Annotated in this window: 13 protein-coding genes; 8 read left to right on the forward strand and 5 right to left on the reverse strand. The window is 59.4% G+C overall.

What is annotated here, in order from left to right; genetic code table 11:
• Window positions 1-172: 172 nt before the first annotated feature.
• Window positions 173-1,174 (reverse strand): 6-phosphogluconolactonase, encoded by a 1,002-nt coding sequence (pgl, locus tag CSK29544_RS19040; RefSeq protein ID WP_007888520.1) that lies wholly within the window; start codon window positions 1,172-1,174, stop codon window positions 173-175.
• A 151-nt stretch (window positions 1,175-1,325) separates the two neighbouring features.
• Between pgl and CSK29544_RS19045 the strand changes: the two genes are divergently transcribed.
• Window positions 1,326-2,144 (forward strand): pyridoxal phosphatase, encoded by an 819-nt coding sequence (locus CSK29544_RS19045; protein WP_007888523.1) that lies wholly within the window; start codon window positions 1,326-1,328, stop codon window positions 2,142-2,144.
• Here the strand turns inward: CSK29544_RS19045 and modC are convergent.
• The 4 genes from modC to CSK29544_RS23385 form a co-directional block, all read right to left on the reverse strand.
• The gene (gene modC, locus CSK29544_RS19050; protein WP_004386736.1) at window positions 2,141-3,199 is read right to left on the reverse strand and encodes a molybdenum ABC transporter ATP-binding protein ModC; all 1,059 of its coding nucleotides are present in this window, start codon (window positions 3,197-3,199) and stop codon (window positions 2,141-2,143) included. The two genes, CSK29544_RS19045 and modC, sit on opposite strands and share 4 nt — an antisense overlap.
• Entirely contained in the window at window positions 3,199-3,891 is a 693-nt protein-coding gene (modB, locus tag CSK29544_RS19055) for a molybdate ABC transporter permease subunit (RefSeq protein WP_007888528.1), read from the reverse strand. The genes modC and modB overlap by 1 nt, the downstream gene beginning before the upstream one ends.
• Entirely contained in the window at window positions 3,888-4,664 is a 777-nt protein-coding gene (modA, locus tag CSK29544_RS19060; protein WP_004386738.1) for a molybdate ABC transporter substrate-binding protein, read from the reverse strand. The genes modB and modA overlap by 4 nt, the downstream gene beginning before the upstream one ends.
• Before the next feature lie 143 nt (window positions 4,665-4,807).
• Window positions 4,808-4,957 carry an AcrZ family multidrug efflux pump-associated protein gene (locus CSK29544_RS23385; RefSeq protein WP_004386739.1) on the reverse strand — a complete coding sequence of 50 codons (150 nt, stop codon included), beginning with the start codon at window positions 4,955-4,957 and terminating at the stop codon, window positions 4,808-4,810.
• 128 nt (window positions 4,958-5,085) lie between these two features.
• Between CSK29544_RS23385 and modE the strand changes: the two genes are divergently transcribed.
• The 7 genes from modE (at window position 5,086) to gpmA (ending at window position 12,864) form a co-directional block, all read left to right on the forward strand.
• Window positions 5,086-5,877, forward strand: a complete 792-nt coding sequence (gene modE / locus CSK29544_RS19070) for a molybdenum-dependent transcriptional regulator (protein ID WP_007888529.1) — start codon at window positions 5,086-5,088, stop codon at window positions 5,875-5,877.
• Window positions 5,878-5,948: 71 nt separating this feature from the next.
• Window positions 5,949-7,421, forward strand: coding sequence for a molybdate ABC transporter ATP-binding protein ModF (gene modF / locus CSK29544_RS19075; protein WP_007888530.1), 1,473 nt, complete (start codon window positions 5,949-5,951; stop codon window positions 7,419-7,421).
• A 224-nt stretch (window positions 7,422-7,645) separates the two neighbouring features.
• Window positions 7,646-8,662, forward strand: coding sequence for a UDP-glucose 4-epimerase GalE (gene galE / locus CSK29544_RS19080; protein WP_004386741.1), 1,017 nt, complete (start codon window positions 7,646-7,648; stop codon window positions 8,660-8,662).
• Window positions 8,663-8,672: 10 nt separating this feature from the next.
• Window positions 8,673-9,719: a galactose-1-phosphate uridylyltransferase gene (gene galT, locus CSK29544_RS19085; RefSeq protein ID WP_007888537.1), complete on the forward strand. Its 1,047-nt coding sequence runs from the start codon at window positions 8,673-8,675 to the stop codon at window positions 9,717-9,719.
• A gap of 2 nt (window positions 9,720-9,721) precedes the next feature.
• Complete coding sequence (gene galK / locus CSK29544_RS19090) at window positions 9,722-10,870, forward strand: galactokinase (protein WP_007888540.1); 1,149 nt, start codon at window positions 9,722-9,724, stop codon at window positions 10,868-10,870.
• Window positions 10,864-11,904, forward strand: a complete 1,041-nt coding sequence (gene galM / locus CSK29544_RS19095; RefSeq protein ID WP_004386743.1) for a galactose-1-epimerase — start codon at window positions 10,864-10,866, stop codon at window positions 11,902-11,904. The genes galK and galM overlap by 7 nt, the downstream gene beginning before the upstream one ends.
• 207 nt (window positions 11,905-12,111) lie before the next feature.
• Window positions 12,112-12,864 (forward strand): 2,3-diphosphoglycerate-dependent phosphoglycerate mutase, encoded by a 753-nt coding sequence (gene gpmA, locus CSK29544_RS19100; protein ID WP_004386744.1) that lies wholly within the window; start codon window positions 12,112-12,114, stop codon window positions 12,862-12,864.
• The last annotated feature ends 111 nt before the right edge of the window (window positions 12,865-12,975 follow it).

Consider the following 12,975-nt stretch of genomic DNA (forward strand, 5'->3'; position numbering starts at 1 on the left):
TCAGGCATCAGAAAAAAGGGGGAGCAATCCCCCTTTTTCTTTGCCCGTTTGTTGACGTAAGGCAATCGCCTGACGGTTACGGCCCGTATGATAAGGGCGTTGAGAACAACAGACGTGCAGGGTGGCTCACCATCGCCCATAAAAAACCTCGCCGCGGCGAGGTTTTTTATTTTTACGCGTCGAAGGCGTTAATGACGACCCACATCGGCCCCTGGCCTACCGCGTAGCGGCCTTTCTCCGCGAGCAGCCCCTGTTCGCCTTCAATGCCGTAAACCGCAATGTGATGCGATTTCTGGCCGGCGGCAATCAGATACTGCCCGCTGTTGTCGATGTTAAAACCGCGCGGCTGGGTTTCGGTGGGCTGATGCCCCTGCACCGCCAGGACGCTGCCATCTTCGGAAACAGTAAAGACCGTAATCACGCTCGCGGTGCGATCGCAGGCGTAGAGGTGACGGCCATCCGGCGTAATATGGATATCCGCCGCCCAGCGGGTGTCGGAGAAATCGGCCGGCATCATATCCAGCGTCTGCACGCATTCGATATTGCCGTGCGGATCGCTCAGCGCCCACACATCCACCGAGCTGTTCAGCTCATTCACACAGTAGGCGAACGGTTTGCTCGGGTGGAAGACCATATGGCGCGGCCCGGCACCCGCGACGGTGGTGACTTCCGCTGGCGTTTGCGGCTCAAGGTGGCCATCGTCTGTCAGCGTAAACAGGCATATGCGATCCTGCTTCAGCGCAGGCACCCACAGCGTGCGGTTATCCGGGGAGATATTCGCGGAGTGGCAGCCTTCCAGCCCTTCGACCACCGTGACAGTCTCGCCCGGCAGGCCATCGTTCAGGCGCACCACGCTTACACTGCCCGCGTTATAGGAGCCGCTGAACAGGAAACGGCCAGTATGATCGGTCGAAATGTGCGTCGGGCTGCCCGGCAGCGGCGCTTCGCCCGCCTCGCTGAGCGTGCCGTCATGGGCGGCGATGCGATACGCGATAACGCGAAACTCCGGGCGCACGCCAACGTACAGGAAACGCTTGTCAGGGCTGATGACCATCGGCTGAACCTGCCCTGGCGCATCCACCACCTGCAACAGCGTCAGCGTGCCCTGCGGCTCCAGACGCCAGACGTGGATCTGCTGGCTTTCCGGGCTTGCGGTATAAACGGTTTGTTTCATGAATACTCCTTGCTTCACTGAGCCTGAAAGACTGTTTCAAGGGTAGCGCGTTTTATCTTCCTGTGCCGACGCAGGCCTTGCGGGTTTCGCGCGATGTCTGTCGCGGTGTACCATCAACCGGATATTCTGACTGACGACTCTGGAAACCTGCATGACTTTTCGCGTAATCGCTCTCGACTTAGACGGCACATTGTTAACCGCTCAAAAAACCATCCTCCCGGAATCCCTCGATGCGCTGGCGCGCGCGAAAGCCGCCGGGCTGAAACCGGTGATCGTCACCGGGCGCCACCATAATGCCATCCACCCTTTTTATCAGGCGCTGGCGCTTGATACACCTGCCATTTGTTGTAATGGCACTTATTTGTATGATTATCAAGCGGAAAAGGTCATTACGGCCAATCCGATGAGCCCGCAACAGGCTGAAGGGCTGCTGGAATTACTGAGCGACGCGGGAATACCGGCGCTGATGTATATGGATGACGCGATGCTGTATGAACACGCCTGCGGCCATATCGAGCGCACTCAGAACTGGGCGCTGCGCCTGCCCGAAGCCCAGCGCCCGGTGTTCCGTCAGGTCGATTCGCTGCGCGAAGCGGCCCGTTCGGTGGAGAATATCTGGAAATTCGCACTCACCGGAGAAGACATTCCGCGCCTGCAAAACCTCGCGCTGACCATTGAGCGCGAGCTGGGCCTCGCCTGCGAGTGGTCATGGCACGATCAGGTGGATGTGGCCGCACCCGGCAACAGCAAAGGCAAACGCCTGGCGCAGTGGGTGGAATCGCAGGGATTATCGATGGATCAGGTGGTGGCGTTCGGGGATAACCATAACGACATCTCCATGCTGGAGCGCGCGGGGCTTGGCATCGCCATGGGCAACGCCGACGACATCGTGAAATCGCACGCCGACAAAGTCATCGGCCCCAATAGCGAGGCCAGCATTTCCGACGCGCTGCGTCAGTGGGTGCTTTAAGTCGTTATCGACACGCTTTTTATCTGGGCGTAGAGCCACAGGCCAGGCTTGATGGCCAGCTCATCGCGCGCCCAGGGGCTGATGCGCGCCCAGAGGGTGCGCGAGCCCACCTCCAGTTGCACTTCCACCTGCCCGTTGTCGTCGTAACACTGCGCGACGCGGGCGCGCAGAATGTTGCGGATGCTGCTTTGCAGCGGCGGCTGTAGCACCAGCGACACGTCAGACGCCTGAATGCGAATGCGCAGCGCCGTCTGGAGCGGTTTTTCGATACGGTTAACCCACAGGTGCTGATCGCCCAGCGCCAGTGCCGTCATGGCGTAGTGTGGATGGTGCTCAAGCACTGTGACTTTCAGCACGCTGCTCTGCTGCTCCGGCGGCAGCCAGGGGTGCATCACGCTGCTGCCCCAGATATCCTCCAGGCTGCCGAACGCTTTCACCTCGCCCTGCTCCAGCACCAGCACTTTATCGGCCAGATGCAGGATCTCCTCCAGCGAATGGCTGACGTAGAGCATCGGGATATTGATTTCGCGCGCCAGCCGTTGCAGGTACGGCAACAGTTCGCGCTTGCGCGGCACGTCGAGCGAGGCGAGCGGTTCGTCAAGCAGCAGCAATTCCGGCGCCGTCAGCAGCGCGCGGCCAATCGCCACGCGCTGTTTTTCACCGCCCGAGAGCGTTCCCGGCAAACGGTCGAGCAGCGGCTCGATGCCAAGCAGCGTCACCAGTTTGTCAAACTGCGACGCCATCTCTTTCGCCATGCCATATTTCAGGTTGCCGCGCACTTTATAGTGCGGAAAGAGGCGCGCATCCTGAAAGACATAGCCGACGCGGCGTTTTTCCGGCGGCAGAAAGGTGTCGGTTTCGGTGTCGCTCAGCACACGGTCGTTTAAGACGATGCGCCCGTGCTGCGGGCGGGTCAGCCCGCTTATCGCGTTAATCAACGAGGTTTTGCCCGCGCCCGACACGCCAAACACGGCGGTAATGCCGCTCCCCGGCAGAGTTTCGTTAACCGTCAGGCGATGCTTGCCGAGCACCTGGGTGAAATTGAGTTCCAGCATCAGGACGCCCCCAGACGGCGGCGGCTCTGGCGCGCCAGCCATTCAGAAAACATCAGCGAACAGAGTGCCAGCACAATGGCGATAACGCACAGGCGCGCGGCGGCACCCTCGCCGCCCGGCGTCTGGATAAGCGTATACATCGCCGATGGCAGCGTGCGGGTTTCGCCCGGAATATTGGAAACAAAGGTAATGGTTGCGCCGAATTCGCCGAGCGAACGCGCAAAGGCCAGCACAGTGCCGACGATAATGCCCGGCAGCGTCAGCGGCAGCGTGATAGTGAAAAAAACACGCCAGCGGCTGGCTCCCAGCGTACGAGCCGCCGCCTCGAGACGGATATCGACCGCCTCCAGCGCCAAGCGAATGGCGCGCGCCATCAACGGAAACGCCATCACCGCCGAGGCGAGCACCGCACCGCGCCAGGTAAACGCGAGCGTGATGCCGAAGAGATCGTAGAGCCATTCGCCTATCAGACCGCGGCGGCCAAACATCACCAGCAGCAGATAACCGACCACCACGGGCGGCAACACCAGCGGCAGATGAACCACGCCGTCCAGCAGCGTTTTGCCCGGGAAGGTGCAGCGCACCAGCACCCAGGCGAGAAGAACCCCGAAGGGCAAACTGATAACTACCGCAAGCGTAGAGACTTTCAGGCTAAGCAGTACCGCCTGCCATTCGGGTTCCGTCAACATCATTGGCTGGTTGTAAATCCGTATCGTTTAAACACTGCGGCAGCTTCCGGGCCCTGCAGATAGCGATAAAACGCGCTGACCGTCGGGTTGTTATGCCCGTCGATGATCGCCAGCGGATATTCCACTTTCTGATGGGAATCCTCCGGGAAGGTGCCAACCACTTTCACACCGTGGCTCGCCACGGCGTCAGAACCATACACGATGCCCAGCGGCGCTTCGTCGCGCTCCACCAGCGCCAGCGCGCCGCGCACATCTTCCGCAGGCGCGAGTTGCGCAGAGAGCGTCTCCCACGCGCCGAGTTTTTGCAATGCCTCTTTGGCGTAAATCCCGGCAGGCACGTGCGCCGGATCGCCCACCGCCAGACGGCCGCCTTTCAGCAGGCTTTTCCAGTCGGTGCTGCGGTTGATCACGATATCGCCCTGCGCGCTTTTCGCCGGTGCCACCACCACAAGACTATTGCCGAGGAGCGTTTTACGGCTCGGCGCGTCAATCGCTTTTTTATCGGCGGCGTAATCCATCCACTTCTGATCGGCGGAGATAAAAATATCCGCCGGCGCCCCCGCTTCAATCTGGCGTGCGAGCGTGGAAGAGGACGCGAACGACGAAACCACTTTCACCTGATGCCCTTTGGCATAGTCTTTAGCGATATCCTGCAGCGCGTTGGTCAGCGACGCGGCGGCGAACACGGTGACCGTGTTGTCCTGCGCCAGAGAAGCGCCCACCGCGCCCGCGCTTAAGGTGACGCCGAGCGCCAGTTTTAACCATAATTGTGCCATGAGACATTCCTTACCGTTTCGTTATATATAAGACAATATAACGCTGCGGGCAGGGTTTTCCCAGCAATTATCTATCGGCAAAAAAAGCGGCGGCTTGAGGGTAGAGAAAGGAAAACGCCCGGCAAAGCCGGGCGCGGGGGGAATCAGCGGTGCTGTTTAGACTGGTCTTTGTGACCGATGCCGGAGAAGATATTGAACACTTCACCGAGGCCCCAGATTAACCCCAGGATCACGGCCATCACCACCGGCACCATAATCACGGCAAACGCCAGACTTTTCAACAACTCGAACATGGTTGCCTCCTGAAAACAGTAAACCGTCATTCTAGCGGCATCCGCGCGAAACATCCTGCCCTTTTGTGCCATTTGCGCCGACCCGCCGCTTTCCTTCACAATAGCCTTTTGCCCGGTTGGAGGCCACCATGCAGGCCGATATTCTCCTTACGCTTAAACTGCACGACAAAATTTTTGCCGACCCACGACGCATCCATCTGCTGAAACAGGTGGCGCTGACGGGCTCTATCAGCCAGGGAGCGAAGCTCGCGGGCATCAGCTATAAAAGCGCGTGGGACGCCATCAATGAGATGAATCAGCTTGGCGATAAACTGCTGGTGGAACGCGCCACCGGCGGTAAAGGCGGCGGCGGCGCGCAGATGACGCCTTACGGCGAGCGGCTTATCGCGCTCTACGATCTGCTGGGGCAGATCCAGCAAAAGGCGTTTGACGCGCTTTCTGACGACGCGCTGCCGCTGGACAGCCTGCTGGCCGCCATCGCCCGCTTCTCGCTGCAAACCAGCGCCCGCAACCAGTGGTTCGGCGAAGTGGTCAGACGCGACGCCTGCCCGGTTCAGGAAACGATTGAGATTGCACTCGCCGGGAGCGGCACGCGAATCAACGCCGCAGTCACCACGCAGAGCGCCGAGCGGCTGGCGCTTTCGCCGGGCAAAGAGGTGCTGGCGCTCGTGAAAGCGCCATGGGTGCATCTCGCCCGCGATCCGCAGGAGGCCGCTCACGCCGATAACCAGCTTACCGGCACCATTCGCCATATCGCCCGTACCCCGCAGCACTGCGAAATTCTCCTGACGCTTAATGACGGCCAGACGCTCTGCGCCACGCTGACGCCGGAAGCCGCGCAGGCGTTAGACCCGCACGAAGGCCTGGCGGTGACGGCCTGGTTTAACGCCGACAGCGTGATCGTCGCCACCCTCTGTTAACGCGCGTCGTTGACATTGCGCCGTGAAAAACGTATCCCTGTGGTTTTACGCTGCAAAAAATGGGATACGGGATGACAACGTTGCAAATTATGCAAGGCACGTTTCGCATTGGCGATACGCGCGCGCTTCATATTGAGGATCTGACTGTCCACGCAGGCGAAAGCTGGGCGTTTGTCGGCGCTAACGGCAGCGGCAAATCGTCCCTTGCGTGGGCGCTGGCGGGCGAGCTCACCACAGAGAAAGGCGAGCGCGTTTGTCACTTCTCCCGCATCGCCCTGCTCTCGTTTGAACAGTTGCAAAAGCTGGTCAGCGCCGAGTGGCAGCGCAATAACACCGATTTGCTGAGCCCGGATGAAGACGACACCGGACGCACCACCGCGCAGATTATTCAGGATGAAATCCATGATCCGGCGCGATGTGCAGCACTCGCGGCGCGCTTCGGCATCGACGCGCTGCTGGCGCGGCGCTTTAAATATCTCTCCACCGGCGAAACCCGCAAAACGCTGCTCTGTCAGGCGCTGATGTCGCAGCCCGATTTGCTGATCCTCGATGAGCCATTCGATGGTCTCGACGTCGCCTCGCGCGAACAGCTCGCGCAGCTGCTTGGCGAGCTGAGCGCGCAGGGCCTGACGCTGGTGCTCATTCTGAACCGCTTTGATGAAATTCCCGATTTTGTGCAGCACGCAGGCGTGGTGGCGGACTGCACGCTGGTAGAGACAGGCGATAAAGCCACACTGCTGAACCAGGCGCTGGTGGCGCAGTTGGCCCACAGCGAGCGATTATCCGGCGTGAAACTGCCGGAGGCGGACGCCCCCGCGGCGCGCCACACGCTCAATGCCAGCGAGCCGCGCATTGTGCTGCGAAACGGCGTGGTTTCGTACAACGATCGCCCTGTCCTTAACAACCTGAGCTGGACGGTCAACCCCGGCGAACACTGGCAGATTGTCGGCCCCAACGGCGCGGGGAAATCGACGCTGTTAAGCCTGGTGACAGGCGATCATCCGCAGGGCTACAGCAATGACCTGACGCTCTTTGGCCGTCGTCGCGGCAGCGGCGAAACCATCTGGGATATCAAAAAGCATATCGGTTATGTGAGCAGCAGTTTACATCTTGATTACCGCGTCAGCGCCTCGGTGCGCAGCGTGATCCTTTCTGGTTATTTCGACTCCATCGGGATTTATCAGGCCGTCTCGGACCGCCAGCAGCAGCTGACGCGCGAGTGGCTCGATATTCTCGGCATGGACGACGCCACCGCCGACGCGCCGTTTCACAGCCTCTCCTGGGGCCAGCAGCGGCTGGCGTTGATTGTACGCGCGCTGGTGAAACACCCGACGCTGCTTATCCTTGATGAGCCGTTGCAGGGGCTCGACCCGCTGAACCGCCAGCTGGTACGCCGTTTTGTGGATGTGTTGATTAGCGAAGGCGAAACGCAGTTGCTGTTTGTCTCGCACCACGCCGAAGACGCGCCACAGTGCATGACCCACCGTTTAACCTTCATTCCTGACGGCGACAGCTATCGTTATCAGTTCGATACGCTGCGTTAACACAGCGCATTCAGGCGGGCCGGGCGTTCCCTGCCCGCGCCCCGCTTTCACTTTCAGATTAGCTGCAAATGCGCGCTTCGCGTTTTGTTTTACAATGGCTTAGCGTTGTGAGCCAGATGAGTGAAAAGCAGTGTAAACGATTCCACTAATTTATCCCATGTCACACTTTTTAGCGCTCTGTTATGCTATGGTTAATACATACCATAAGCGTAATGGAGCCAAATATGCGAGTTCTGGTAACGGGTGGTAGCGGTTACATCGGAAGTCATACCTGTGTGCAACTGCTGCAAAACAATCATGATGTGGTCATCCTTGATAACCTCTGCAACAGTAAGCGCAGCGTTCTGCCGGTGATTGAGCGTCTGGGCGGCAAAGCCGCGACGTTTATCGATGGCGATATCCGCGATGAAGCGCTGCTGCGCGAGATTTTCCACGACTACGCCATCGACACGGTGATCCATTTCGCCGGTCTGAAGGCGGTCGGCGAATCCGTCGCGAAACCGCTTGAGTATTACGACAACAACGTCAACGGTACGCTGCGCCTGATCTCCGCGATGCGCGCCGCGGGCGTCACCAATTTTATTTTCAGCTCCTCCGCGACTGTCTACGGCGACCAGCCGAAAATCCCTTATGTCGAAAGTTTCCCGACCGGCACGCCGCAAAGCCCGTATGGCAAAAGCAAGCTGATGGTCGAGCAGATCCTAACCGACCTGCAAAAAGCCTGCCCGGAGTGGAGCATCGCGCTGCTGCGTTATTTCAACCCGGTGGGCGCGCATCCGTCGGGCGATATGGGCGAAGATCCGCAGGGCATCCCGAACAACCTGATGCCGTATATCGCGCAGGTGGCGGTAGGCCGTCGTGAGTCGCTGGCGGTTTTCGGTAACGATTACCCGACCAAAGACGGCACCGGCGTGCGCGACTATATCCACGTGATGGATCTCGCCGACGGCCACGTGGCCGCGATGCAGCAACTGGCCGACAAGCCGGGCGTGCATATCTACAACCTCGGCGCGGGCGTCGGCAGCAGCGTGCTGGATGTCGTGAACGCGTTCAGCAAAGCCTGCGGCAAGCCTATCAATTATCACTTCGCGCCGCGCCGCGACGGCGACCTGCCCGCGTACTGGGCAGACGCCACCAAAGCAGACCAGGAGCTGAACTGGCGCGTGACGCGTTCATTACAGGAAATGGCGGACGACACCTGGCGCTGGCAGTCACGTCATCCCCAAGGTTATCCCGATTAAAGGAAGTCAGATGGAACAGTTTAACCCCGTGGATCATCCGCACCGTCGTTATAACCCGCTGACCGGACAATGGATTCTGGTTTCGCCGCATCGCGCCAAGCGCCCCTGGCAGGGGGCGCAGGAAACGCCTGCGAAACAGACGCAGCCGCAGCACGATCCCGATTGTTTTCTCTGCCCCGGCAACACCCGTGTCACCGGGGATAAAAACCCGCAGTACACCGGCACCTATGTGTTTACCAACGATTTCGCCGCGCTGATGACCGATACGCCGGACGCGCCGCAAAGCGCCGATCCGCTGATGCGTCTTGAGAGCGCCCGCGGCACCAGCCGCGTGATCTGCTTCTCGCCGGATCACAGCAAAACGCTGCCGGAGCTGACGCTGCCCGCGCTCGAAGAGGTGGTGAACACTTGGCAGACGCAGACCGCCGAGCTTGGCAAAACCTACCCGTGGGTACAGGTGTTTGAAAACAAAGGCGCGGCGATGGGCTGCTCCAACCCGCATCCGCACGGTCAGATCTGGGCTAACAGCTTTTTGCCGAATGAAGCCGAGCGTGAAGACCGGCTGCAGCGCGAGTATTTCGAACAGCAAGGCTCGCCGATGCTGGTGGATTACGCACAGCGTGAACTGGCGGATGGCAGCCGCACGGTAGTTGAAACCGAACACTGGCTGGCGGTAGTGCCGTACTGGGCGGCGTGGCCGTTTGAAACGCTGCTGCTGCCGAAAACGCATATTCTGCGCATGACCGACCTGACTGACGCGCAGCGCAGCTGCCTCGCGCTGGCGCTGAAAAAACTCACCAGCCGCTACGACAACCTGTTCCAGACCTCATTCCCCTACTCGATGGGCTGGCACGGCGCGCCGTTCAATGGCGAAGAGAACACACACTGGCAGCTTCACGCCCACTTCTACCCGCCGCTGCTGCGCAGCGCCACGGTACGTAAATTTATGGTGGGGTATGAAATGCTGGCGGAAACCCAGCGCGATTTAACCGCCGAACAGGCGGCAGAGCGTCTGCGCGCCGTCAGCGACGTCCATTTTCGCGAATCCGGAGAATAACAATGAGCCTGAAAGAAAAGACACATGCCCTGTTTGCCGAAAAATTCGGCTACCCTGCGACCACTCACATTCAGGCACCGGGCCGCGTTAACCTTATTGGCGAGCACACCGACTATAACGACGGTTTCGTGCTGCCGTGCGCTATCGATTACCAGACGGTGATCAGCTGCGCAAAGCGTGACGACCGCCGCGTGCGCGTCGTTGCCGCCGATTACGATAACGAAACCGATGAGTTTTCTCTCGATGAGCCGATCCTGACGCACGACAGCCAGCAGTGGTCGAACTATGTGCGCGGCGTGGTTAAGCATCTGCAACAGCGCGATCCTGGCTTCGGCGGCGCCGATCTGGTGATTAGCGGCAACGTGCCGCAGGGCGCGGGCTTAAGCTCTTCGGCATCGCTGGAAGTGGCGGTCGGCACCGTGTTCCGCCACCTCTATCATCTCTCACTCGACGGCGCGCAGATTGCCCTGAACGGCCAGGAAGCGGAAAACCAGTTCGTCGGCTGCAACTGCGGGATTATGGATCAGCTCATCTCCGCGCTCGGCAAAAAAGACCATGCGCTGCTCATCGACTGCCGTAGTCTCGGCACCAAAGCGGTGCCGATGCCGCAGGGCGTCGCGGTCGTTATTATCAACAGTAATTTCAAACGTACGCTGGTCGGCAGCGAGTACAACACCCGCCGCGAGCAGTGCGAAACCGGCGCGCGTTTCTTCACGCAAAAAGCGCTGCGCGACGTTAGCCTGGATCAGTTTAACGCCGTGGCGCATGAGCTTGACCCGATCGTCGCTAAACGCGTGCGCCACGTGCTGACTGAAAACGCCCGCACCGTCGAAGCGGCTGATGCGCTGGCGAAAGGCGATCTGACCCGCATGGGCGAGCTGATGGCGGAATCTCACGCCTCCATGCGCGACGACTTTGAAATTACCGTTCCTCAGATCGATACTCTGGTGGAGATTGTGAAATCGGTTATCGGTGACAAAGGCGGCGTGCGCATGACGGGCGGCGGCTTCGGCGGCTGCGTCGTGGCGCTGGTGCCGGAAGCCCTCGTGCCGGAAGTGCAGGCTGCCGTGGAAGCGCAATATGAAGCGCGCACCGGTATTAAAGAAACGTTTTACGTGTGCAAACCTTCAGAAGGAGCAGGTCTGTGCTAAAAGAGACGCCACAACTGGCCCCGGATGGCCAGCCGTATCGTATCTCCACCCTGCGCAACGCCGCAGGGATGGTGGTCACCGTGATGGACTGGGGCGCGACGCTGCTGTCGGCCCGCGTCCCGATGAAAGACGCCAGCGTGCGCGAAACGCTGCTGGGCTGTCCGAGCCCGGAAATCTGGCTGGAGCAAACCGCGTTTCTCGGCGCGTCGGTGGGCCGTTACGCCAACCGCATCGCGCAGTCACGCTTTACGCTCGATGGCGAGACGTATTCACTGACGCCAAGCCAGGGCGAAAACCAGCTGCACGGCGGCCCGGAAGGGTTCGATAAACGCCGCTGGCGCATTGTGCGCCAGAATGGGCAGGAAGTGCTTTATACGCTGGATTCGCAGGATGGAGACCAGGGTTATCCCGGCGAGCTGCGTGCCACCGCGCATTTCCGCCTGACCGACGATAACCGCATCAGCATTGAATACCGCGCCCGCGTGGATAAACCGTGCCCGGTCAACCTCACGAACCATGCCTATTTCAACCTGGACGGCGAGCAGAACGACGTGCGCGACCATCGCCTGCAACTCTTCGCAGAGCGTTATCTGCCGGTTGACGAACAGGGCATTCCGCGCGAGGGGCTGGCGGATGTCGCGGGAACCGGTTTTGATTTCCGCGAGCCGAAAAAAATTGCGCAGGATTTCCTGAAAGACGAAGGCCAGCAGCGCGTAAAAGGCTATGACCACGCCTGGCTGCTGGACGCGAAAGGCGACGTGAATCAGCCGGCGGCGCATGTCTGGTCGAGCGATGAAAAGCTCAAGATGACGGTCTATACCACCGCCCCTGCGTTGCAGTTCTACTCTGGCAACTATCTGGAAGGCACGCCCGCCCGCGAACAGGGCACCTACAGCGCCTGGCAAGGGCTAGCGCTGGAGAGCGAATTTCTGCCGGACAGCCCTAATCACCCGGAATGGCCGCAGCCGGACTGCATTCTGCGCCCTGACCAGGAATACCAGAGCATCACGCAGTACCACTTTATTCCTCAGTAACGCAAAGCCCTCTTCAAAGAGGGCTTTTTTTCGCCATTTTGCTGTTATTACCGCCAGTTACTGACAAAAAAATCACGGCCGATTCACATGCGCCTTACACTGCACCGCTATTTTCGCTATGTTAAAGGTTTACGTTGCCGCTAACTTCAACACGGCAATATAATGATAACTGTTATCATTCAATCAGGCTTATGAAGGAGTAATACTATGGCTGTTACTAAGCTGGTTCTGGTTCGTCACGGCGAAAGCCAGTGGAACAACGAAAACCGCTTTACCGGTTGGTACGACGTTGACCTGTCTGAGAAAGGCGTCAGCGAAGCGAAAGCCGCGGGCAAGCTGCTGAAAGACGAAGGCTACAGCTTTGACTTTGCTTATACCTCCGTGCTGAAACGTGCCATCCACACGCTGTGGAACATCCTGGACGGGCTGGATCAGGCCTGGCTGCCGGTTGAAAAATCCTGGAAACTGAACGAGCGTCACTATGGCGCGCTGCAGGGTCTGAACAAAGCTGAAACCGCTGAAAAATACGGTGACGAGCAGGTGAAACAGTGGCGTCGCGGCTTCGCGGTGACTCCGCCGGCGCTGACCAAAGATGACGAGCGCTACCCGGGCCACGATCCGCGTTATGCGAAACTGAGCGAGCAGGAGCTGCCGCTGACTGAGAGCCTGGCACTGACCATCGATCGCGTTATCCCTTACTGGAACGAAACCATTCTGCCGCGCCTGAAAAGCGGTGAGCGCGTAATTATCGCCGCTCACGGTAACTCCCTGCGCGCGCTGGTGAAATACCTGGATAACATGAGCGAAGAAGAGATCCTTGAGCTGAATATCCCGACCGGCGTGCCGCTGGTGTATGAGTTCGACGAAAACTTCAAACCGATTAAGCACTACTATCTGGGTAACGCTGACGAGATCGCAGCGAAAGCGGCGGCTGTCGCAAACCAGGGTAAAGCGAAGTAATTCGCAACCGTAAGCGGTGCAAAAGGCGTGGTGAAGACCACGCCTTTTTTATTGGGGCGTGATAGCGGGTTAGCATGGCGAGTGCGTGAGACAGATATGGCGGGTGCGCTG

It is taken from the genome of Cronobacter sakazakii, from assembly GCF_000982825.1.
GTDB lineage: Bacteria > Pseudomonadota > Gammaproteobacteria > Enterobacterales > Enterobacteriaceae > Cronobacter > Cronobacter sakazakii.